At 71.5% G+C, this 22,474-nt stretch carries 19 protein-coding genes; 11 read left to right on the top strand and 8 right to left on the bottom strand.

Annotated features, from left to right (window positions below; all coding sequences use genetic code 11):
• Positions 1 to 163: 163 nt before the first annotated feature.
• Positions 164 to 1,312, bottom strand: a complete 1,149-nt coding sequence (gene xylA, locus ACWDN5_RS38390; RefSeq protein WP_449679738.1) for a xylose isomerase — start codon at positions 1,310 to 1,312, stop codon at positions 164 to 166.
• A gap of 99 nt (positions 1,313 to 1,411) precedes the next feature.
• On the opposite strand from xylA, the gene ACWDN5_RS38385 reads away from it, so the two are divergent.
• Entirely contained in the window at positions 1,412 to 2,575 is a 1,164-nt protein-coding gene (locus ACWDN5_RS38385; protein ID WP_310972224.1) for an ROK family transcriptional regulator, read from the top strand.
• A gap of 49 nt (positions 2,576 to 2,624) precedes the next feature.
• On the opposite strand, the gene ACWDN5_RS38380 is transcribed toward ACWDN5_RS38385, so the two are convergent.
• On the bottom strand, positions 2,625 to 5,858 hold the full coding sequence (locus ACWDN5_RS38380; protein WP_449679737.1) for a S8 family serine peptidase: 3,234 nt from the start codon (positions 5,856 to 5,858) through the stop codon (positions 2,625 to 2,627).
• A gap of 236 nt (positions 5,859 to 6,094) precedes the next feature.
• Between ACWDN5_RS38380 and ACWDN5_RS38375 the strand changes: the two genes are divergently transcribed.
• The 4 genes from ACWDN5_RS38375 (at position 6,095) to ACWDN5_RS38360 (ending at position 10,808) form a co-directional block, all read left to right on the top strand.
• Positions 6,095 to 6,703 carry a helix-turn-helix domain-containing protein gene (locus tag ACWDN5_RS38375; protein ID WP_310972227.1) on the top strand — a complete coding sequence of 203 codons (609 nt, stop codon included), beginning with the start codon at positions 6,095 to 6,097 and terminating at the stop codon, positions 6,701 to 6,703.
• A gap of 2 nt (positions 6,704 to 6,705) precedes the next feature.
• A complete protein-coding gene (locus tag ACWDN5_RS38370) occupies positions 6,706 to 7,614 on the top strand; it encodes an ABC transporter ATP-binding protein (protein ID WP_449679736.1) in 909 nt (302 codons plus the stop codon).
• A complete protein-coding gene (locus tag ACWDN5_RS38365) occupies positions 7,611 to 9,173 on the top strand; it encodes an ABC transporter permease (protein ID WP_449679735.1) in 1,563 nt (520 codons plus the stop codon). The genes ACWDN5_RS38370 and ACWDN5_RS38365 overlap by 4 nt, the downstream gene beginning before the upstream one ends.
• A 186-nt stretch (positions 9,174 to 9,359) precedes the next feature.
• Entirely contained in the window at positions 9,360 to 10,808 is a 1,449-nt protein-coding gene (locus ACWDN5_RS38360) for an amidohydrolase (RefSeq protein WP_449679734.1), read from the top strand.
• A gap of 26 nt (positions 10,809 to 10,834) precedes the next feature.
• On the opposite strand, the gene ACWDN5_RS38355 is transcribed toward ACWDN5_RS38360, so the two are convergent.
• Positions 10,835 to 12,160 carry an erythromycin esterase family protein gene (locus ACWDN5_RS38355; protein ID WP_449679733.1) on the bottom strand — a complete coding sequence of 442 codons (1,326 nt, stop codon included), beginning with the start codon at positions 12,158 to 12,160 and terminating at the stop codon, positions 10,835 to 10,837.
• Complete coding sequence (locus tag ACWDN5_RS38350) at positions 12,161 to 12,946, bottom strand: MerR family transcriptional regulator (protein ID WP_449679732.1); 786 nt, start codon at positions 12,944 to 12,946, stop codon at positions 12,161 to 12,163. It abuts the gene before it with no gap.
• A gap of 118 nt (positions 12,947 to 13,064) precedes the next feature.
• Between ACWDN5_RS38350 and ACWDN5_RS38345 the strand changes: the two genes are divergently transcribed.
• The 4 genes from ACWDN5_RS38345 to ACWDN5_RS38330 all read left to right on the top strand — a co-directional run bounded on the left by ACWDN5_RS38345 (position 13,065) and on the right by ACWDN5_RS38330 (position 16,725).
• Positions 13,065 to 15,395, top strand: coding sequence for a GH92 family glycosyl hydrolase (locus tag ACWDN5_RS38345; protein ID WP_449679731.1), 2,331 nt, complete (start codon positions 13,065 to 13,067; stop codon positions 15,393 to 15,395).
• A gap of 57 nt (positions 15,396 to 15,452) precedes the next feature.
• On the top strand, positions 15,453 to 15,647 hold the full coding sequence (locus tag ACWDN5_RS38340) for a zinc finger protein (RefSeq protein WP_310972237.1): 195 nt from the start codon (positions 15,453 to 15,455) through the stop codon (positions 15,645 to 15,647).
• Complete coding sequence (locus ACWDN5_RS38335; RefSeq protein ID WP_449679730.1) at positions 15,629 to 16,054, top strand: hypothetical protein; 426 nt, start codon at positions 15,629 to 15,631, stop codon at positions 16,052 to 16,054. The genes ACWDN5_RS38340 and ACWDN5_RS38335 overlap by 19 nt, the downstream gene beginning before the upstream one ends.
• 191 nt (positions 16,055 to 16,245) lie before the next feature.
• Complete coding sequence (locus ACWDN5_RS38330; RefSeq protein ID WP_449679729.1) at positions 16,246 to 16,725, top strand: DUF2127 domain-containing protein; 480 nt, start codon at positions 16,246 to 16,248, stop codon at positions 16,723 to 16,725.
• A 3-nt stretch (positions 16,726 to 16,728) separates the two neighbouring features.
• Here ACWDN5_RS38330 and ACWDN5_RS38325 read toward each other — a convergent pair whose 3' ends face one another.
• Positions 16,729 to 17,439: a PP2C family protein-serine/threonine phosphatase gene (locus ACWDN5_RS38325; protein WP_449679728.1), complete on the bottom strand. Its 711-nt coding sequence runs from the start codon at positions 17,437 to 17,439 to the stop codon at positions 16,729 to 16,731.
• 91 nt (positions 17,440 to 17,530) lie between these two features.
• Between ACWDN5_RS38325 and ACWDN5_RS38320 the strand changes: the two genes are divergently transcribed.
• The gene (locus ACWDN5_RS38320) at positions 17,531 to 18,265 is read left to right on the top strand and encodes an AfsR/SARP family transcriptional regulator (protein WP_449679727.1); all 735 of its coding nucleotides are present in this window, start codon (positions 17,531 to 17,533) and stop codon (positions 18,263 to 18,265) included.
• Here the strand turns inward: ACWDN5_RS38320 and ACWDN5_RS38315 are convergent.
• On the bottom strand, positions 18,253 to 18,996 hold the full coding sequence (locus ACWDN5_RS38315; RefSeq protein WP_449679726.1) for a hypothetical protein: 744 nt from the start codon (positions 18,994 to 18,996) through the stop codon (positions 18,253 to 18,255). The two genes, ACWDN5_RS38320 and ACWDN5_RS38315, sit on opposite strands and share 13 nt — an antisense overlap.
• Positions 18,997 to 19,083: 87 nt before the next feature.
• Between ACWDN5_RS38315 and ACWDN5_RS38310 the strand changes: the two genes are divergently transcribed.
• Positions 19,084 to 19,512 carry a nuclear transport factor 2 family protein gene (locus ACWDN5_RS38310; RefSeq protein WP_449679725.1) on the top strand — a complete coding sequence of 143 codons (429 nt, stop codon included), beginning with the start codon at positions 19,084 to 19,086 and terminating at the stop codon, positions 19,510 to 19,512.
• On the opposite strand, the gene ACWDN5_RS38305 is transcribed toward ACWDN5_RS38310, so the two are convergent.
• Both ACWDN5_RS38305 and ACWDN5_RS38300 read right to left on the bottom strand, forming a co-directional pair.
• Positions 19,509 to 20,555, bottom strand: coding sequence for a hypothetical protein (locus ACWDN5_RS38305; protein ID WP_449679724.1), 1,047 nt, complete (start codon positions 20,553 to 20,555; stop codon positions 19,509 to 19,511). The genes ACWDN5_RS38310 and ACWDN5_RS38305 overlap by 4 nt on opposite strands.
• Positions 20,556 to 20,690: 135 nt before the next feature.
• The coding region (locus tag ACWDN5_RS38300) for a glycosyltransferase family 39 protein (RefSeq protein ID WP_449679723.1) at positions 20,691 to 22,474 on the bottom strand (1,784 nt) is incomplete at its 5' end.

Below are 22,474 nucleotides of genomic sequence, written 5' to 3'. Positions count from 1 at the left end.
GTCGCGCGCGCCCGGGGGGGGCGCCTCCGCCCCCGGGGGGGGTGTCCCCCGCGCGCCCCGACACCGCCCAATATACCTCTTCGGGCCGGTGGGAGGTCCCCAATGAGTCATTCGCGACACCGCAGCGGCCCCTCCCGCGAGCCGGGCCGCCGTCGGCTGTGGGTCAGCGCACGCCGAGCAGGTGTTCCAGGGCGAGCTGGTTGAGCCGGGTGAAGTGGTAGCCGCGCGCGGCCGCCGCGTCGAGGTCGAACTCGTCGTTCAGGACGTCGTCGAACGTCTCGCCCGGGGCGAGCGTCGGCGTCGAGAGGTCCGGGACCCGCGACGCGGCGAGGGCCTCGACGACCTCCGGGTCGGCCCGGAACGCCGCCGACTTCTCCTTGAGGATCAGGTACGTCCGCATGTTCGCGGCCGCGGACACCCAGACGTCCGCGGCGTCCTCGGTGCGCAGCGGCTTGTAGTCGAAGTGCCGCGGGCCCTCGTAGCCGCCGTTCTCCAGCAGGTCGACCAGGAAGAACGCGCTCTTCAGGTCGCCGTGGCCGAAGATCAGGTCCTGGTCGTACTTCGGGCCGTGCTGGCCGTTGAGGTCGATGTGGAACAGCTTGCCCTGCCACAGCGCCTGCGAGATGCCGTGCACGAAGTTCAGCCCGGCCATCTGCTCGTGGCCGACCTCCGGGTTGAGCCCGAACAGCTCCGGCCGCGCGAGCTGCGAGATGAAGCCGAGCGCGTGCCCGATCGTCGGCAGCAGGATGTCACCGCGCGGCTCGTTCGGCTTGGGCTCCAGGGCGAACCGCAGGTTGTAGCCCTTCTCGACGACGTAGTCGGCGAGCAGGTCGAGGCCTTCCTTGTAGCGGTCCAGCGCCGCGCGGACGTCCTTCGCCGCGTCGGACTCGGCGCCTTCACGACCGCCCCAGACGACGTAGGTCTCGGCGCCCAGCTCGGCCGCCAGGTCGAGGTTGCGGCGCACCTTCCGCAGCGCGTACCGGCGGACGTCCCGGTCGTTGCTGGTCAGGCCGCCGTCCTTGAACACCGGGTGGGTGAACAGGTTCGTCGTGGCCATCGGGACCTTGAGGCCGGTCTCGGCGAGCGCCTTGCGGAAGCGCTCGATCGCCTTGTCGCGGTCCGGCTCGGTGGCCAGCAGGTCGTCGTCGTGGAAGGTCACGCCGTAGGCGCCCAGCTCGGCGAGCCGGTGCACGCTCTCGACCGGGTCCAGCGGCGCCCGCGTCGCGACGCCGAACGGGTCGTTGGCGGGCCAGCCCACGGTCCAGAGGCCGAAGGTGAACTTGTCGGCCGGCTGGGGAGCGTAGTCGCTCATGACTGTCCCTTCATTTAGTTCACGTTGTAGACTAAATATGCGCCGCGGGGGTCCCCGGCGTCAAGAGGCCGGGGTTACAGTGCTTCGCGGGAGGACACGATGACGCAGGCCGTGCGGCACGAGGAGATGCGCGCCCGCAACCTCGAGGTCGTGCTCGGCGCGGTCGGCCGCGGGGGCCCGCTGACCCGGGCCGCGCTCGCCGAGGTCACCGGCCTGACCAAGTCGACCGTCTCGAAGCTGGTCGGCGACCTGGTGGAGGCCGGCCTGCTCGCCGAGACGGGCCCGGCGCGGGCGGGCGAACGCGGGCGGCCCGGGGTCGAGGTCGTGCTGAGCGGGGCGCGGGTGGCGTCGCTGGGATTGGAGATCAACGTCGACTACCTCGCGGTGCGCGTGCTCGACCTGACCGGCGCGGTCCGGGTCGCCGTGCGCCGCGACCGCGACAACCGCGGCGCCCGGCCCAAGAAGGTGCTGGGGGAGCTGCAGGAGCTGGCGTCGGAGGCTCTCGCCGAGGCCCACCGGCTGGGGCTGGAAGCGGCGGGCGCGGTGCTGGCGGTGTCCGGTCCGGTCGGCGACGGCGTGCTGTTCAGCGCCCCCAACCTCGGCTGGCAGGACGTCCGCCCGGCCGACCTGCTGCGCCTGCCGATCCCGGTCGAGCTGGACAACGAGGCGAACCTGGCGGCGCTGGGCGAGCTCTGGTACGGCGACGGCGAACGCGACTTCCTCTACGTGTCGGGGGAAATCGGCATCGGCGCGGGCTTGGTGGTCGGCGGCGTGCTGTATTCGGGCGCGACGGGCCTGGCCGGCGAGCTGGGGCACGTGGTGGTCGCCCCGGAGGGAGCGCCGTGCCGGTGTGGCGGCAGCGGCTGCCTGGAGACCTACGCCGGGCAGGAAGCCTTGCTGGCGGCGGGGAAGGCGGCCTCGGTCCCGGCGTTGCTGGCCGCTCTCGAGCGCGGCGACGAGACGGCGCTGGCGGCGTGCGCGGCGGCCGGGCGAGCGCTCGGCATCGCCTTGACGTCGGCGGTGAACCTGCTGGACCTCGACCGCATCGTGCTGGGCGGGGTGTTCACGCAGCTGTACCCGTGGCTGTCCGGGCCGGTGTCGGAGGTCTTGGCGAAGCGCCTGGGCGGCCTGCGCGGCACGCCCCCGTACCTGACCGCCTCCCGCCTGGGCGGCGACGCGGCCACGCTCGGGGCCGCGGGCCGGGTCATCCACCGCGTCCTGGCCGACCCGGCGCCCTTCGTCACCCGGGCGCAAGAGGCCTAGAAAGCCGTGAAGGCCGCCCCGAGCGAGGCGGCCTCCACGGACTTGGGAACTAGCTCACCGCGGTGATCTGCACCAGCGAGGTGCCGACCGTGACGCCCGTGTCGGTCTGCACGGTCAGCTGACCGCGCAGGGTCCGGCCCGCGGCCGGGGCACTCGCGGCCGTCACCGTCGCCGGCACGGTCCACGAGCTGCCCGACGCGCGCAGGGCGTTGGCGTCGTTCACCGCGACCGACCCGAAGGCCGGGTTGGTGAACACGTCGAGGTAGTCGTACTCCGTGGTGCCGGCCGGCACCGCGTAGCCGTCCACCAGCGCGACCCAGACACCAGCCGCCGGGTTGGGCACGGTCACCGACTCCTCCGAGTCACCGTCCGCGCTCACCGCCGCCTGCACGCAGGAGCCGGTCGTGCAGTTGTACAGCACCAGGTCGAGGTCGGCGCCGACGTCGGACGTCTTGCCGATCGTGACGGTCAGCGACTGCGAGCCGGCCGTCACCGGGATCTGGTACTGCTGCTGCGCGCCCTCGGCGATGGACGGCCGCTGCGTCTTCGCGCTGCCCAGCGTCGCCCCGGTCAGCTTGCCGGTGAACGCGCCGAGCGTGTTCTGCACGGTGTAGGACCGCGCGATCGGCGTGCCCACCGTGGCCGAGGCGATGGTGTCCGGGTTCGGCGAGATCGCCGTGCCCAGCACCGAAGCCGACAGCTTGTACGGCGCTTCGGCCACATCGGACGTCCGGCGTGCCTCGACGACGATCTCCCACACGCCCGGGAGCGGGTTGGCGATCGTCCGGCTGGTCGGCGTGCCGCCGGCGCAGCCCGCACCCGCGTCGGGCAGGTAGCACGCGGTCGTCGCGGTGCTGGCCTCGGCCGGGACACCGGTCGGGTCGTACCGCAGGAACCGCACCTGGCCCTTGCCCGGAGCGCCGGCGCCGGCGTCCAGGTCCACCTTCAGCGCGCTGGCGCCCTGCGGCACCCGCACGAAGTAGCTGGTCGCCTGGTTGCGGGCGGCCTTGCCCGTGTTGTCGACCTGGAAACCCTTGCCGGCGGCGAACTCCTGCGGCGCGAAGACCGTGTTCAGGGTCTGCACGTCGATGCCGATCGTGAGCGGGTTGTCCAGGTAGAGCAGCGCCGAGTGGACCCCGGTGCCCTTCGGGTTCACGTCCACCTTGAACGAAACCGGCGCGTTCAGCGGCAGGACCACCGTCGAACCGGAGGAGAACGTGCCGTCGTTGCCGACCCACCGCACGAAGTACGGCACCGGGTGCGCCGAGCCCGTGGTGCGGGTGATCGTGTACGTCCGGGTGTAGGCCTTGCCCGCGGTCACGCCCTCGCGGTCGTGGATGCCCACGCCCGTGTTCGGCTTGGCCAGCAGGCCCGACAGCGCGGTGTGCACCTCGACCGACGTGGAAACCGCGTCCGGCTTCGGGTTGAGCGACAGCGCGACGAACGCGGCCGGGACGTTGAACAGGCCCGCGCCCTGGGCGTACGCGCCGATGCCCGGCACGAACCGCGCGGTCGACTTGATCGCCGCGCGCAGCTGCGCCACCGGCGGGCGCTGGCCGTTGTGCGTCGCCTTGTACGCGCTCACCAGCAGAGCCGCCGCGCCGGTCGCCTGCGGCGCCGCCATCGACGTGCCCTGCAGCATCGCGTAGCCGGCGGGCAGGGTGTACGTACCGGCAACCGGGGTCGGCTGCTCCCACCGCGGGACGGTGGCGATGGCCGCGCCGGGCGCGATGATGTCCGGCTTGAACCCGCCGTCCTCACGCGGGCCGCGCGAGGAGAACGGGTGCATCGACTCGGGGTTCTTGGTGACCGAGCCGTAGTTCGACAGCCAGGTCTCCTTGGTGATGTAGGAGCCGACCGAGATCGCGTCCGTGGCCACCGACGGGTCGCCGACCGTGTTCGCCCCGGCGCCGCTGTTGCCGGCCGAGATGAAGATCTGGACGTTGTACTCGGCGATCGTGCGGTTGTAGAGCTCCGCGCGGGCGTTGTTGCCGTCGTTGAGGGCCGGCAGGCCGCCGATCGAGATGTTGATGACGTCGGCGCCGTGGCTGGCCGCGTAGACGACGCCGTCGATCAGGCCGGACGACGTGCAGCCGGCGCTGGTGAGGCACACCTTGACGGCCAGCACCTTCGCGCCCGGGGCGGCGCCGTCCATCTTGCCGCCGAACAGGTCGTTGCCGGCGGCGATGCCGGCGACGTGCGAACCGTGCTCCGCACCGGCGATGCCGATGCCGACGAAGCCCGGCTTGTCGGTCTGGACCACGAAGGCCATCCGCTCGGCGATGTCGGTCGCCGGGTTGTCGGTGCCGAAGAAGCCGACGTCGTACTTCTTGTTGTAGTCGGTCATCGGCTTCTCGTCGGTGAAGTCGCCGTTGCCGTTGAGGTCGACCCGGACCTCCTTGGTGGCGGGGTCGAGCAGCACGCCCCAGGAGTCGGCGCGGTCGCCGTCGCGGTTGAGGTCACCGCCGGTCTCGCTGTCCGCGGCGCCCAGGTCGCCGGCGGTCTCGCCGAAGAGGCCGAAGGTGTACGGGCCACCGGTCGCCGGGGCCGTCCAGGTGCGGCCGTTCGAGGTGAACGTGCCGGTGTAGGTCGCGGTGGACTGCTTGACCCAGGTGCCGTCGCCGGAGTTGGTGGCGTTGGCGTTGTACCAGTCGACGATCTTGCGTTCGCCGTGGCTGGTGGTGGCCAGCGCGGGGGAGTCGAGGTCGACGCCGGAGTCGAGCACCGCGACCGTGGTGTCCTTGCCGTCCCAGTTGGGCAGGACCTGGCCGAACTGCGCCGCATAGGTGTCCCCGGTCGGCAGGTACGGGTTGACGCGCGGGGTGTTCTTGCCCGGCGCCGGCTGCGGCAGCGGGGTGGTCGCGCCGTCGGGCTTCGGGTCGTCGCGCACGATGAGCCCGTCGACGTCGACGGCGTTGACCGACTTGAGCTTCGCGGCCTTCTCCGCCTTGGCCGGCGGGATGCTGACCTTGACGTAGTCGAGCTTCGTGTCGGTGGACTGGACGACGCCGCCGAGGGCCTTGAGCTCGTTCACCGCGGTGCCGGTCTGGCCCTTTTCCGCCGCGATCAGCAGCGTGACGTCGGGCTTGCCGGCCTTCTCGGCTTCGGCGACGAGCGCGCGGTCGTGCTCGTCGAGGGTCTTGCCGTCGGCCGCGCCGCTGGTGGGCGGGGCCTGCTGGGCGGAGGCCACCGGGACGGCGACGCCGAGGACGGAGGCGCCGAGTGCGGTGGCGAGGACGGTGATCCCGGCCCGCCGTCTCCAGCGCGATCTGTGCTGTGTCACTGAAACGACCCTTCGTGAAGAGATGCGTACCGAGCAGTACACAGGGTGGGATCTTCGTCAGCAATCAGACAGTTAGCCCATAGACCGCAATTGGTTGCGAGCCAAATGGAGTAATCGACTGCCCGGTTAGGCGGTCACGGGAACGCCTGTCGAACGGCCAGCTTTCCCCATTGCTACACGCGCGTATAGTGGGCTATATTCTCGTGTAGTCGACTACACGCACGTATAGGACTTCGATGAACGACCTCACCGCCCGGGCCCGGATCCGCGACGCCGCAATCAAGCTCTTCACCGAGCGCGGCATGGAGAAGACGTCGATCCTGGACATCGCCGAGGAAGCCGGCGTCTCCGGTGGCCTGATCCGCCACCACTTCGGCTCCAAGGACGGCCTGCGCGAAGCGTGTGACACGTACGTCTTCGACGAGCTGATGAAGTTCAAGGAGGAGGCGCTCGCCAAGGGGGAGGCGGATCCGGGCTTCGTCCCGACGTTCGACCCGCGCCAGCTGCTCTTCCGCCGGTACCTGGGCCGGGCGATGATCGACGGCTCCGCGGCCGCCGCCGCCCAGTTCACCGAGATCGTCGACGGCACCGAGCGCTGGTTTCGAGAGCAGGGCCTCGGCATGCCGGACCCGCGTGCCTGCGCGGCCGCCTTGGCCGCCATGACCGGCGGGATGATGATCCTGCAGGACCACGTCGCCCGCGCGCTCGGCGAGGAACCCGGTACCCACGAAGCGATGCTGCGCATGTCGCTGGCCGCCGGGTACCTGTTCACCCACCCGCTCGCCGCTCCCGAAGCACTGAAGAAGGCCAGTGAATCGCTGGCCGCGTACCGACGGAAGGGATGACGATGGCCGACGCGATCACCGCCGACGGCCTCACCAAGGCGTTCGGCCGGACGAAAGCCCTCGACGGGCTCGACCTGACCGTCCACACCGGCGAGGTGCACGGCTTCCTCGGGCCCAACGGTGCCGGCAAGACCACCACGATCCGCGTCCTGCTGGGGCTGATGCGCGCCGACGGCGGCCGCGCCACCCTGCTCGGCGGCGACCCCTGGACCGACGCCACCGAGCTGCACCGGCGGCTCGCGTACGTCCCGGGCGACGTCACGCTCTGGCCCAACCTCACCGGCGGCGAGGTGATCGACCTGCTCGGCCGGCTGCGCGGCGGTCTCGACACCGCTCGCCGCGCCGAGCTGATCGAGCGCTTCGACCTCGACCCGCGCAAGAAGGGCCGGACCTACTCGAAGGGCAACCGGCAGAAGGTCGCGCTCGTCGCCGCGCTCGCGTCCGATGTGGAGCTGCTGGTCCTCGACGAACCGACGTCCGGGCTCGACCCGCTGATGGAGGAGGTGTTCCGGGAAGTCGTCGCGGAAGAACGCGAACGCGGCGACCGGACGGTGCTGCTGTCCTCGCACATCCTTTCCGAGGTCGAGGCGCTGTGCGACCGCGTCACGATCGTCCGGGCCGGCCGCACGGTCGAGTCGGGCACCCTGGACGAGCTGCGGCACCTGGGCCGGATCACCATCGACGCCTCCCTCGCGCGGGTCCCCGCGGACCTGGGCTCGCTGCCGGGCGTGCACGACTTGAGCTCGTACGGCTCGCACGTCCACCTGTCGGTGGACCAGACGGCGCTGGACGACGTGATGCGGCACCTCGCCGGGGCCGGGCTGCGGAGCCTGGTGAGCCGCCCGCCGACGCTCGAAGAGCTGTTCCTGCGCCACTACCGCCACGACGAACCGGTCGGAGTGGCGCGATGAGGGGCACCTGGGCGCTGCTGCGGCTGGTGCTGCGCCGCGACCGGCTGCTCATGCCGTTGTGGATCGCCGGTCTCGCGCTCGCGCCGGTCGGCTACCTGTCGTCGATCAAGGCGGCGTACCCGGATGCCGCGGCGCGGCAGCACTTCTACGACCTCAACGCCTCGAGCGCGACCTTCGTCGTGCGCAACGGCCCGCTGTACGGCTCGTCGCCGGGGAACCTGCTGGCCTGGCAGTGCGGGTTCGTGCCGGTGGTGGTGGGCCTGATCGCGATGCTCACCGTGGTCCGGCACACCCGGACCGAGGAGGAGGCGGGACGTCGTGAGCTCACCGGCGCCACCGTCGTCGGCCGGCACGCGGGGCTGGCCGCCGCAGTGCTCGCCGCCTGCGGTGCGTGCCTGGTATTCGGCCTGCTGACCGCGTTCGGCGTCGCCGCGCAGGGCGTGCCGTTCGCCGGCGCGCTCGCGCTGGGGCTCGGGTTTTCCTTGGCGGGCTGGGTGTTCGCCGGTGTCGGCGCCGTCGCGGCTCAGCTCACCTGGGGCGCGAGCGGGGCGCGGGGCATCGGGATCGGGGCGCTCGTGCTGGCGTTCCTGCTGCGCGCGGCCGGGGACAGCAGCGGCTCGGCGGGCTGGCTCGCGTGGCTGTCGCCGATCGGCTGGGCGCACCGGCTGCGGCCGTTCGCGGGGGAACAGTGGTGGGTGCTCGCGCTGGGCATCGCCGCGACGGCGTTGTTCGTGGTGGCGGCCGTGGCGTTGTCCGCCCGGCGTGACCTCGGCGCGGCGCTGCTGCCCGCACGGCTCGGGCGTTCCGAGGCGACGGCGTCCCTGCGCTCGCCGCTGGCCCTGGCCTGGCGGCTGCAGCGCGGGTCGCTGCTGGTCTGGACCGTCTGCCTGGGGCTCGTCGGGTTGCTGATGGGCGGGGTCGCGCAGAACGTGGCGGACCTGATGCGGGACAACCGGGCGGTCGCGGACGTGTTCTCGCGCATGGGCGGCGGTGGCGCGGTGATGGACGCGTACCTGGCCGGGACGATGACGCTGTTCGGCCTGGCGGCGGCGGGTCACGCGGTGCAGGCCACGCTGAAGCTGCGTGCGGAAGAAGCGGCGGGCCGGGCGGAACCGATCCTGGCGACGGCGGTCGGGCGCGTCGGCTGGGCGCTGGCGCACCTGGCGTTCGCCTTCTTCGGGCCGGCGTTCGTGCTGGTGGTCACCGGCTGGACGACGGGACTGGCGTACGGGAGCGGTTTCGGGCTGGTCCCGGCGGCACTGGCCCAGCTGCCCGCGGTCTGGGTGCTGACCGGGCTGGCGGCGTTGCTGATCGGCTTCCTGCCCCGGTTCGCGGCGGCGGCCTGGGGGCTGCTGGCGGCGTTCCTGTTGCTGTCGCTGGTGGGGACCGCGTTGCAGTGGAGTTCGGTGGTGCTCGGGATTTCGCCGTTCCAGCACCTGGCGAGGTTGCCGGGCGGGGCGTTCTCGCTCGCACCGGCGCTCTGGCTGGCCGCGATCGCCGCGGTGGCGGGCGCGGCCGGGCTGTTCGCGTTGCGGCGGCGGGACATGCCGGTCGGCTGAACCGGGCTTTGGCGGCAACCGAGGGAGTCGAACCCTGCGCGGCTTGTGAAGGCGGCGCTCCTGAACCGGCCCTGACCCTTCGGCGGGCGACGGCTGCCATCTGTTCCAACGCTAGGGGAATACCCGGTTGTTCCGCATCTCAAGCCGTGCTTCACCCGGACGGGTCCGGCTGGCAAGGTGGTCCGCATGGACGATCTCCTGCTGCGCCGCGTCCGGCCCGGCCTCGGCGGCGACCTCGCCGACGTCCGGGTGACCGACGGCCGGATCACGTCGATCACCGAGCCGGGTTCCACCGGGTTCGCCGCGCGGGTGGTCGACGGGCACGGCGGGACGCTGCTGCCGGGGCTGGTCGACGCGCACGTCCACGTGGTGCAGTGGGCGACGTTCCGGCGTCGCATCCCCCTCGACGCGGCGCGCTCGGCGGGGGAGGCGATCGAGCTGCTGCTCGCGCACCTGCTGGCGACCCCGGCGCCGCAGACGGAACTCGTCGTGGGCGCCGGTTTCCGCGACGGGCTCTGGCCGGACAAGCCGCACAAGGACCTGCTGCAGCGCGCGCTGCCCGGGCGCGCGGTCGCGTTGTTCAGCGCGGACCTGCACACGCTGTGGCTGAGCCCGGCGGCGCTGAAGCTGATCGGCCGCGACCACCCGACGGGCGTCCTGCTGGAGGGCGACTGCATGAGCGCCACGGCCCAGCTCCCCACGGCGGCGATCGACGTCCAGGACCGGTGGGTGGCGGAAGCGGTGGCCGCGGCGGCCGCGCGGGGGGTGACGCAGATCGTCGACTATGAATACGCGGACACCGTGGCGGACTGGACCCGCCGCGGTACCCCGGCGGCCCGGATCTCGTGCGTCATCGCGAAACACCTCCTGGACCAGACCATCGAGCGCGGCCACCGCACCGGCGACGTCCTCCCGGACTCCGGCGGGCGGCTGACGGTCGGGCCGTTCAAGCTGTTCGTGGACGGTTCCCTCAACACGCGCACGGCCTACTGCCACGACCCGTACCCCGGCGTGGATTCACCCGGCTCGCTGGAACTGCCGCCGGACGAACTGATCCCGTTGATGCGGCGGGCGTTCGACCACGGGCTGCTCCCGGCGGTGCACGCCATCGGGGACCGGGCGAACACGATCGCGCTGGACGCCTTCGAGGCGGTCGGCTGCCCGGGCCGCATCGAACACGCCCAGCTGCTCTCGCCGTCCGACGTTCCCCGCTTCGCTGCCCTGGGCGTGATCGCGGCGGTCCAGCCGGCGCACCAGCCGGACGACCGCGACGTCGCCGACCGCCACTGGCACGGGCGGACCGAGCGGGCGTTCCCGTACCGGTCGCTGCTGGAGTCGGGTGCCCGCCTGGAGTTCGGTTCGGACGCCCCGGTGGCGCCCCTGGACCCCTGGGACGGCATCGCCTCGGCGATCTCCCGCACGGACGACGACCGCCCGCCGTGGCACCCGGAGCAGGCGATCCCGTTCGCCGACGCCCTGGCGGCGTCCTCCGGCGGCCGTCGCGGAGTGGCGGTGGGCGACCTCGCGGACCTGATGGTGACGGCCACCGACCCGGCGACGCTGTCCCCGGCGGACCTGCGTGCCCTCCCGGTGACGGCGACGATCGTCGACGGGCACGTCACGTACCAGGTCTGACCTCGGCGTGAGCGTGCAGCATCCGGCTACCCTCCGACGCGGTGCCCCGCGGAGCCGATGAACGTCCGCCAGGGGGTGACCTGGTCGATGTGCACGACGGCGTCGAACGCGGCGAGCGGGTTCACCAGCTGCTTGTACGGGCCCTGCCGGGTGCCGTCGATCTCGGCGAAGCGGCGGGCCACCTCGCCCTCGCCGGGGACTTCGCGCAGGTCGAGCAGGGCGAGCGGCGCACCGGCACTGGAGAGCACGACGTCCAGATCGGTCGGGTCGGTGCCGGGGGCGATGTCCTCGTAGAACACCTCGGTGTGGCCGGGCGGCCCGTCCGGCAGCGGCCGGTGGCTGAACACGCGGCCGCCGTTGGAGGTGGTGGCGATGACCACCATCCGGTCGCCGAGCGAGCGGGCCAGGTGCTGGCCGAGCATCACCTGTTCCTCGTTGATGATCGGCGGCACGCGGTACGGCCAGCGCTGCAGGTGCCCGTTCGCCGCCCCGACGACGACGCGGTCCTCCCGGGCGAGGATCCACTCGACGTTGTCGGCCATCGCCGCGTCCCGGACGTTGGCGCCCCGGTAGGTGCGCCCCGGCGCGGCGGCCATGTTAGCCAGGAAGGCGTCCGCGTACCGGGCGGTGACCGCGCACTGCAACGCGATGTCGGCCCGTGCTGCGTCCACAGTGGAGTAGGGGACGCGCAGGGCGCGGAGGCGTTCGGTCAGCTCGCCGATCCGGGCGGTCAGCTCGTGGCGGTGGGCGGTGCCCAGCGCCAGGTAGGCCTGGATCGCCGGCGCGGCCCAGGCCAGTCCGGTCCGGTCGGCCGGCAGGTAGTCGAACAGCGGCAGCAGGTTCTTGCGAGCCGCCGCGGCGTAGTCCGGGTCGGCTTCGTCCAGGAACGCCAACGCCGCGGTGACCCCGGGCCGGGCGGACGCGCTGGAGTCCGGGATGTCCATGCCGTAGAAGCGGATCTTGCGGTCGTGGGTGCGGTTGTGCTCGCGCATCCACCGCAGCTGGTCACGCATCTCCGCGCACTGGCCCATGTGGTAGGTGATCCCGGTGCGCAGGAGCCGGTCCAGGTCACCGTCGCCGCCGAGCACCCAGTCGTGCACCGCCCAGCCTTCCGGGAAACCGGACTCCATCGCGAACCCGGTGAACCCCAGTTCCTCGGCCAGGAACCGGGTCACCAGGTGGCGGAGCTGGTAGAACTCGTGCACCCGGTGCGTGCTCTCGCCGATGGCGACGACCCGGGCGTCGCCGACGATGTCGCGCAACGGCTCGAGCCCGGTGTAGCCCGCTTCCGGCTCGAGCGTCCGCAGGCGCACGATGTTCTCCCGGAGCCAGCCGGTGATGTCGACGTCCATTCACCCGTCCTTCTCGTCTTCGCCCGCGGCGCGGGCTTTGCGCAGGTAATCCACGACTTCGGCGGCGCCGCCCGGCCCGGACCAGCCGAGGCGCTCGTCGAGCTCCCGGCCCAGCCCGGCGCGGTTGTCCTCCCACAGCGCCGTGGTCGCCGCCTCGAACGAGCGCTCGCCGGGGTGGAACGCGGCCGCCGTCGCCCGCCAGCGCGCGACCAGTTCCTGCACGGCCGGGTCGTCGACCGGAGTCCCGTCGAGCAGGTGCTGCCGAAGCCGGCCGAACAGCGCGAGCCATTCGGTCTTCAGCGTCTCGATCGCGCCGCTGCCCAGTTGCGCGGCCCGTCCGGTGATCGTCGCGAGCTGGGTGGCGGACAGGTAGCGGCCGGCGTCGACGGACATCGGTTCCAGGGCGGCGAGGAACTGCTCCGGGCCCGGCATGGCGTCCTCGGCCAGCCGGGCGAGCAGGCCCCGGAGCCGCCGGGCCGACTCCTCGATGCGCGCGGCCCTGGCCTCCAGGTCGGCGAGCTGCGCGGTCAGCAGGCCACGCAGCCCACCGGGGTCGTCCGTCGCGTTCCGCAGGACGACTGCCACCTCGTCCAGGGAAAGCCCCAGCCCGCACAGAGTCCGGACCCGGTAGAGCCGGCGCACGTCCGCCTCGAGGTACCGCCGGTGCCCGGCCGGCGTCCGTTCGCCGGGGGAGACCAGGCCGATCCGGTCGTAGTGGTGCAACGTGCGGACCGTGACGCCGCCGGCCTTCGCCAGCTGGCCGATGCTCCACCTGCGTTCGCTCACGCCTCGACCGTAGAACCTGACGCGACGTCAGGTTCAAGGCTTTCCGGGGGTTGATTTGTCCACCGGACAACGGAAAAGATCCCACCGTGCATGTGACAACGTTGTCAGGAGGACACGGATGAGAGCGCGGACACGCGTCCTGGCCACTTTGCTCGCCGGGGCCACCACCATGGCCCTCGCGACCCCCGCCGAGGCGGGCGTGCGGTTCGCCGACGACCCCACCACGCTCGTCGACACCTCGATCGGCAACAACGGGGACGGCACCACCTTCCCGGGCGCCACCACCCCCTTCGGGATGGTGCAGCTGTCCCCGGACACGCAGCTCAAGAAGTACGCGTCCTACGACTACGCGCAGGACACCACGCTCGGCTTCAGCCACACCCACCTCTCCGGCGTCGGCTGCCAGACGATGGGCAACTTCCGGTTCATGCCCACCACTGGCGCCGTCACCAGCAGCGATCCCGCGAAGTACGGCGCGAAGTTCAGCCACGCCGACGAGACCCGGCAGCCGGGGTACTACGGCGTCAAGCTCGCCAACGGCATCGACGCCGAGCTGACCGCCACCCAGCGCACGGGCCAGCACCGCTACACCTTCCCCGGCGGAGCGGCCGGCGAAAACGTCCTCATCGAGGTCGGCGAGAGCAACGGCTACACCTATGCCGGCGACGTCCACGTCGTCGGGGACGACACCGTCGAGGGCTGGCTGCAGGGCGGCAACTTCTGCTGGGAAACGCAGAAGGAGCGGTACAAGGTCTTCTTCAGCGCCAAGTTCGACCGGAAGTTCACCGGCTTCGGCACCTGGACCGACGGCAAGCTGACGCCGAACCAGCGGGACGCGAAGCTCGGCAGCCAGCGCACCGGCGCCTGGCTCACCTTCGGCACCGAGAAGAACCAGGTCGGTGCCTCGGTCGGGCTGTCCTACACCTCGATCGACGGCGCCCGGCTCAACCGCGGCGCCGAGCAGCCCAAGTCGTTCGACAAGGCGCGGAAAGCCGCCCACGACACGTGGGAAGCCGAGCTGGACCGGATGCGCGTCGCCGGCGGGACGACCGCCGACCAGCGCACGTACTACAGCGCGCTGTACCGGTCGCTGCTGCACCCGTCCGTCGGGTCCGATGTGGACGGTTCGTACCGCGGCTTCGACGACCGGGTCCACCGCAGCCGCGACACGTATTACCAGATGTTCTCGCTGTGGGACACCTACCGCTCGCAGAACCAGCTGGTGGCGCTGCTGCACCCGGACAAGGCGGCGGACATGACCAAGTCCGTCCTCAAGGTCTACCAGGACGGCGGCTGGGTGCCGCGCTGGGCGCTGGCCGGCGGCGAGACGAACGTGATGAGCGGCGACCCCGTCACGCCGTGGGTGGTCGACAACTACCGCCGCGGGCTCCTGGACGACAAGACCGCGCGCCGGCTCTTCGACGCGTTGTGGCGCAACGCCAACGAAGTCCCGGCGGACCAGTCGATCTTCCGCGGCCGCGACGGCAACCCGACGTACGTGCGGAACGGCTGGATCGGCTACCAGGACCTGCCGGGCTACACCTACGGCGACACGCGCCAGGCCGGCTCGGCGACCCTCGAGTACGCCCTCGCCGACTGCGCGCTGTCGACCATGGCTTCCGGCCTGGGCTACCGCGACAAGGCAGCGACCCTTTCCGCGCGCTGCGGCAACTTCGCGAAGCTGTGGGACACCGGCGTCGAATCCCACGGGTTCACGGGCTTCCCCCGCACGCGCGCGGCGGACGGCACCGGCGTCGGCGACCCGGATCCCGCCCAGTCGACCGGCTTCCACGAGGGAACGCCGTGGCAGTACCAGTGGCTCGCCCAGCAGGACACGGCGCAGCTGTTCGCCTTGATGGGTGGCCCGGCCCAGGCGGAGAAGCGGCTCGACACGTTCTTCGACCTGCCGCTGCTGCTGACCGAACCGGCGAAGGCGGCCAAGGACTCCTGGGTCCACGGCGCGTACGACTACCACAACAACTTCGCGTTCAACCCGAACAACGAACCGGACCTGCACGCACCGTGGATGTACAGCTGGACCGGTGCGCCGTGGAAGACCTCGGCGGTGCTGCGCGCGGCGCGGACGTTGTTCACGGACACGCCGTACGGCATGCCGGGCAACGACGACCTCGGCACGATCTCGTCGTGGCTCGTCTTCGGCATGGCGGGCGTGTTCGAAGCCCAGCCGGGTTCCGGGACGTACCTGTTGAGCACGCCGATGTTCGAGAAGGTCGAGATCCGGCCGGCCGGCGGACGCAAGATCGAGATCTCGGCGCCCGGTGCCGCCGCGGGGAAGCTGCAGTACACAAAGGACGTCCGGATCGGGCACCGCGGGTACGAGCGGAGCTGGATCTCGCACGCGGACCTGCTGCGGGCGGGCAGGATCGAGTTCCGGCTGAGTGACACGCCGACGGCTTGGGGGACCGCCTCGGCGCCGCCCGCGATGTAGGGCGAACCACCCTTCGGTGCGTTGGTGTCCGCCGGAGCGGACAGTTTTACTGGACACATGTTGAGGTGGCAGCAAGCGGAGGGGAAGCGCCACGCGCTCAACGGGCCGTTCCCTCCGCGTCCGGATGAACAGTTCGTGGCTCTGTGCGGGCAAGAAGTGACCGTCGCGGTGAAGGACGTGCCGCAGCTCGGTGGTCATTGGTTCGACCCGACCTGCGCCGAATGCGAGGCGGCGTGGCTGGCGCGGTGCTGAACGACGCCGACCGGGACCGGCGGTTGCTGGAGCGCATCCGCGACCTGCACGCGTCGCTCGTCCCGGATGTGGCGTGGCTGGCCAGGACCGTCGGAGAGGAGGCACCGCGCCCCGACATCCTCCGCGATCTCGGGGAGCGGCTCGCCGACCTCGGCGCGGACCTGATCGCCCGCGCCGACGAGATCGACGCCGACGTGCGGGCCGGCCTCCCGCACGACGGCTGGCTCCCCGAAGCGGGCGCACGGCGGCGCGAAGTGGCCGTCGCCCACCAGGTCGGCCCGCACCCCCTCCGGTGCGGGCCGATCTACCTGGCCATCTGCGGCGCGGCCTGCTACCCGCTCTACGGGACGGACCCGGCCGGCCGGACAGCCCGGCACGAACGGTGCGAAAAGTGCCTCAGCTCGTGAGCAACGCCGTTAGCCGAGCCCGGTAGCGCGGGGGCCGGGAACCGCTCGAGCAGCCAGGTTTCGCGCAGCTCGCGTTCGCCATGTTCCCGATCGAGAGTTCCCAGATATCGGGGCAGCCCTCTGCTCTGGCGTCCGGTGTCCCCGGGTGCGGACCCCCAGTGGTTGCGGCAGAGTGTGGGGGAGGAGGCACGATGTCCGAGACGAACACGACGGCGACCGAGAAGTTCTTCCGCATCGCGATCGCGATCAAGGGCCTCGACGGCGCGCTGCAGGTCGTCGGAGCCCTGATCCTGGCGTTCATCCCGGCCTCGACGGTCAGCGGGTTCACCCACGCGGTCATCACCCGCGACCTGCTGGGCGACCCCTCGGGCACCCTGGCCCGCCACCTCGAGTCGGCGACGGAGAACTTCCTCCACGGCGACACGAAGACGTTCGCCGTCGCGTACCTGCTGGCTCACGGCCTGATCAAGCTCGGCCTGGTGTGGGCTCTGGCCCGCAAGATCGTCCGCGCGTACCCCGTGGCGGCGGTCATCCTTGCCGCATTCGTCGTCTATGAGATCTTTCGCGCCGTGCACACGCATTCGATCGCACTGCCGTTCTTCGCCGCACTCGATGTGGTGATCATCGTGCTGGTGCTGCGGGAATACCGGCAGCTCAAGCGCGCCACCTAGGGCTCACGCGGCGACGGGAAATCGCACCGTCGTGCTGTCGACCTCCGACGGCTCGACGTAGAGGGCGGTCGCGTTGTCCGAGCCGCCCCGGGCCAGCGCGGCTTCCACCAGTTCCGCCGCGCCCGTGCCCGGCTGGGCCAGCACCGCCCGGATGCCGCTGCCGGTCAGCGGCTTGTGGACGCCGTCGCTCGTCAGCAGCAGGCCCGCTCCCGGCGTCTCCGCCGTGCCGATCTCGTGGGCTTCCGCGGTGCGGACGCTCGTCGTCACGACGTGCTCCATCCTCGGCGTCACCGGCTGGTGGCGGGCGCGGAAGAACTCGGCGAGCGTGTGGTCGGTGGTCAAGCGGCTCAGCGTGGTGCCGTCCCAGGCGTACGCGCGGGCGTCGCCGACCCAGGCGATGCGGTAGCCACCGCGCTCGGCCGGCATGGCGACCACCAGCACGGCGTCCCCGAGCGTCTGCTCGCGCACCGCGCGCTGAGCGGCCAGCACCGCCTCGACCGGTCCTTTGTGGACTGGCGTGCGCGCGGCGGCCGCGGCGGCGATGCGGGCGGCGCGCGCGGCGGCGGGATCATCCCCGATGCCGTCGGCGAGGGCGAACGCGATGCCGGGCCCGCCGGCCGCGGCGTACGCCCCGACGGCGTCGGCGTTGAGTGAGCGCGGCCCCTGCGCGCTCGCGGTGTGCCAGCGTGGGTAACCCGGACGGGTGGTGATCATCGCGGCCTCCTCATCCCCTCTGACCTCCATGATCCGCGCTCAACCTAAGGACCGGCTGAGACTTTCCGCGTACCTTGGGAAGGGGGTGGGGATGGAGTTCCGGATTCTCGGGCCGCTGGCGGTGTCGCGCGCCGACGGCCGCCCGGCCGCGCTCGGCGGGCGCAAGCCGCGCACGCTGCTGGCCGCGTTGCTGCTGGCCCGCGGCCGCGTGGTACCCGACGAGCGGCTGATTTCGCTGCTGTGGGACGGCGATCGGCCGTCGACGGTCGACGCGCAGGTCTGCACGTACGTCTCCCGCTTGCGCAAAGCCCTCGGACGCCCGGCGCGGCTCGTCCGCACCGGCGGCGGCTACCTGCTGACGCCGGGCGGGACCGTCGACGCCGAGGAGTTCTCGCGGCTGGCGTACCTGGGGCACGACGAGCTGCGCGCGGCCCGCCCGGCCCGCGCGGCGAGCGTGTTCCGCGCCGCACTGGAGCTCTGGCGCGGTCCGGTGCTCGCCGACATCGCCGAACCGCTCCGCGCAGGCGAGGCGGCGCGGTTCGACGAGCTGCGGCTGGCGGCGCTGGAGGGCCGTATCGAAGCCGAAATCGCCTCGGGCGACCACCTGCGCGCGGTACCCGACGCGACCGCGCTCGTCCTCGAACACCCGCTGCGGGAACGCGCCCGCGCCCTGCTGATGACGGCGCTCTGCGCGAGCGGCCGGCCGGCGGACGCGGTGACGGTGTACCACCAGGGCCGCCGCCTCCTCGACGAGCGGCTCGGCGTCGGCCCGGGCCCCGCGCTGCGGGCGGCGTACCAGCGGGTGCTGGACGCTCAGGCGGGGTAGGGCGACGACTGGAAGTCGTGGTCGAGCTGGGCGGGCGAGCGCGGCAGCCAGTGCCGGGCCAGCGCGCGGACCTGTTCGCGCGGCAGGCCCGGGTTGACGTGGCGGTGGTCGGGTTTCGCGATGGACTGCAGCGCCCAGGCGAAGCCGATCATCGGGTCGATCCGCACCCACCGGTGCCGGTCGATGCCGAGGACCGTCTGGGCGCGCAGGACCGCGTGCCAGAAGTGGTAGCTGCCCGGCGGGTTCCCGTTCATCGTGTGCACTTCCGACTCTTCCGGCGCCCGCCGCGGGTCGTAGAGGACGCCTTGGCCGAAGTCGGCGAACGCCTTGACGAGACCGGCTTCGTCGCCGCGGTAGAAGCGGTCGAAGTTGTCGAGCTGCAGGGTGGAGAGCGTCCTGAGCGCCGGTGCGACGGGCTTGGCGAATTCGGCGTAGTTCTTCGGGTAGGCCGGATCCCGGCTCAGCTCGCGCCACTTCTCGTACAGCCCCTCCGGCGCGTGCGCCAGCAGGTGGTCGGAAAGCGCGGTGTAGGCGTCCGTGACGGCCTGGGACGGGTGGTAGAGCGCGATTTCGTCGAGCTGGTACCAGAGTTCGTTGGCCCGGCGGTCCCCGAGCATCCCGGGAACGGGCGGCAACCCGGTATCGGCCAGCGCGGTACCGGTGGTGGCCGAGGCGAGAGCAACACCGGCCACGGTGGCGGCCCCGGCTTTGAGCAGACTACGGCGATCCATGCGTACCCCCTTGCCGCGACGGCCCCCTGCCGCCGGTTGCTGCCAAGGTACGGAAGATTTCTATACTTTCTCTGTACGATCGCTTCCGTGGACGATCACCGCGCGCTGGAGAACCTGGTCTTTGCGTACGCGACACTGGTCGACGCGGGCGACTTCGCGGGAGTCGGCGAGTTGTTCGCATCGGGCACGTTCGCGGGCAGCAGCGGCGAGCTGCGGGGCGCCGCCGAGGTCGAGCGGATGCTGCGCAAGACGGTGATCGTGTACGAGGACGGCACGCCTCGCACGAAGCACGTGACGACGAACTTGGCGCTCGAGGTGTCGGGCGACACAGCGACGGGGCGCGCATACTTCACGGTGCTGCAGGCGGTCCCCGGATTCCCACTGCAGACGATCGCGGCGGGCCGTTACGAGGACCGCTTCACCCGAGACGAGAGCGGCTGGCGCTTCACGGAACGCCGGGCAACGGTCGACCTCGTCGGCGACGTCAGCCACCACCTGCTTCCACGAGCTGTCTAGCCTGCTCGTCGGCGCAGCATTCTCCCGACCTTCGGCCCGTCCTCGATGATCAGTGGCGCGGCGATACCGCAACTGACCCCGATGAGGATTTCCGACCAGTGCGGGAGCCGGATCGGCAGGAGTGCCAGCGTGAGAACGATGATCGTGAGCCACAGCTTCCACGGGCGCAGCAGGAGCTGTCCCACGCGGGCGAGCTGGCCGATGCCGACGGAACGTGACCAAGCTTCGTCGAACAACCTGACGAAAATGCGGACGAAGTTCGGGGTGATTCCCTGAGGCGAGGCTACTTCGAGCATGACGCCTTCGAGACTCTGCTGTCTGTAGGGATCGTAGATGTCGAAGCGGACAGTGCGGCCGTCGACGGAAAAGCACGTCGCCAGCTCCATGTCCTCTGCCGTCCGGCAAAGACGGACCGAAGCGTGGGGGCAGTCGCGGAAGGAGCGTTGCCACAAGCGAATCCGTTCGGCGGAGATCGACCGGACGTTGGCTGATCGCATCCTGGCCGCGAGAGCCGGCTCCGCGAGCAGGATCCTGACCCGTACTCCGGCCTGTGCTCGATTGCGCAGCACTTCGACAGTGTCCTCGTACGGCGCGGTGACGAGCATGGGCAGGCAGATCTCGTTCTGTGCCGATTCCAGCAGCCGAAGGTAAGAATGGAATACGGCGCTTTCCGGCATGGAACCCACCACCTCGACGTAGGCCGCGAGGTCGACTCGGAGCTTCGAAATCTGTTTCTCGACTTCCGGTCGCCGCAGCCGATTTGCAATCAATGTACGTAACGCCGGCTCCTGGACGACCAGCTTCTTGCCGTAGACTTCACGCTGGACAAGCCAGCCTTGCGCACGTAGGTCCTGGATCGCCCTGCGCGCGTCGACCGCGGATTCCAGCCCGGGATACTGCCGGACGATCTCCACGAGATCGTTCTCCGAACGGGAGTAGGCCCGTGTGGCCATGACTATGGCCAGAATCGACGCCGGGCGGGAAAGCCCCTCTTGGTGCAATTGCTGGGCAAGGTGGATTTCGGAGCGGTCGAGACCGGCCACGCTGCTCCCTCCCCGCGGCGAACATTCCATCTTAAGCCGCGGCTCGGGAAACGTCTGTCCGCCATGCGGGTGCCGGGAGGGTACGGCAAAGCCTGGAGCCGGGTACTCCGGCGTCCAGGGCCTTGCCGTGGAACGTCAGCTCTGCAGGTCGTACACCGTCTGGCCGTCGACCGTGGTGGCGGTGAAGTTCGCCGTCACCCACTCCGTGATCTCCGACGATCCGCCGCCCGGGCCGCCTCCGCGGCCGCCCTCGATGAAGTACTTGACTTCGCCCGCCGCGACGTACGCCTTGAACTCCTCCAGCGTCGGGGCCGGGTCCGAGCCGCTCCAGCCGCCGATGCCGATCACCGCCTTGCCGCTCGCCAGCTCCAGGGATGCCGCGCTCTGCGAACCCGTGGTCGCCGCCGCCCACTTCGTCGTCGTCTGCGCCAGCAACGTCCCGATCGCGCTCGACGACTCGTCGAAACCGCCCCCGAAGCCGCCCATCGAACTCGACGTCGGGCCCGAAGTCGGGATCGAGCCGCTGTGCGCCACCGAAGCCGTCTCGACGCCGTACGCCGCCGAAGACACGCCGATCGTCAGGACCACCGCCGCCGCGATCACCGCGGCCGTGCGGCGAGCGCCCGGCACGCCCATCACCAGCACCGTGCCCACCAGCACGCCCAGCACCGCGACGATCCAGCGCAGCGCCGGGAACCACTCCGGCGTCCGGTCCAGCAGGATGAACGACCACACCGCCGTCGCCACGACCATCCCGGCCAGCGCCGCCCGCGGTGCCAGGTGCGCCCGGCCCCGCCACAGCGCGCTGCCGGAGATCGCGACCAGCGCGGCGATCGCCGGGGCCAGCGCCACCGCGTAGTACGGGTGCACGGTGCCGCTCATGAAGCTGAACACCGCCGCCGTGACGACCAGCCAGCCGCCCCACAGCAGCAGCGCCGCCCGGGTCCGATCCGTCCGCGGCGCGCGCCGGGTGAACCACAGCCCGGCCACCAGGCCGATCAGCGCGGCCGGCAGCAGCCAGGAAATCTCCGTGCCGAAGCTGGCGCCGAACATCCGGAACAGGCCCGTCGACCCGCCGAACCCGGTGTTGCCGCCCATGCCGCCGCCACCCATGCCGCCGCCGTTGCCTTCGCCGCCGAAGATGCGGCCCAAACCGTTGTAGCCCAACGCCAGTTCGAGCAGACTGTCCCCTTCGGACCCGCCGATGTACGGCCGCGACGCCGCCGGCCACAGGTCCACCAGCGCGATGTACCAGCCCGCCGACACGACCAGCGCGACGACCGCGCCGCCGAGGTGCAGCAGCCTCTTGCCCAGCGACGTCGGCGCCGCGAGCAGGTACGCCAGCCCGAACGCCGGCAGGACCAGGAACGCCTGCATCATCTTCGTCAGGAAGCCGAACCCGAGCGCGACACCGGCCAGCGCCAGCCACCGGGGGCTCGCCTTTTCCGCGGCGCGCACGACGAAGTAGGCGCCCGCCACCATCAGCAGCACCAGCAGCGCGTCCGGGTTGTTGAAGCGGAACATCAGCGCCGCGACCGGCGTCACCGCAAGCATCGCCCCGGCCATGAGCCCGGCGACCGGGCCGGACGTCCGCTTCACCGTCAGGTACAGGATCCCGACGGACGCGACACCCATCAGCGCTTGCGGGGCCAGCACGGTGAAACTCGAGAACCCGAAGATCCGCGCGAACGCCGTGCCGGCCCAGAGCGCCGCGGGCGGCTTGTCGACGGTCAGCACGTTCCCCGAGTCGAGTGAGGCGAACAGCCAGGCCTTCCAGCTCTGCGTGCCGGACTGGACGGCGGCGGCGTAGAACGAGTTGCCGTAGCCCCCGAGGTGCGGGTCAACTCCGTGCTGCCGGGGCCGGTGCTCACCGAGGCCTGGGCCCGCATCCCGCCCGAAGACCGCGAACGCAGCGCGCG

This window comes from Amycolatopsis sp. NPDC003731 (genome assembly GCF_053586895.1).
Note: the sequence above shows the minus strand (reverse complement) of the source record. Positions and strands in the feature narration are given on the sequence as shown.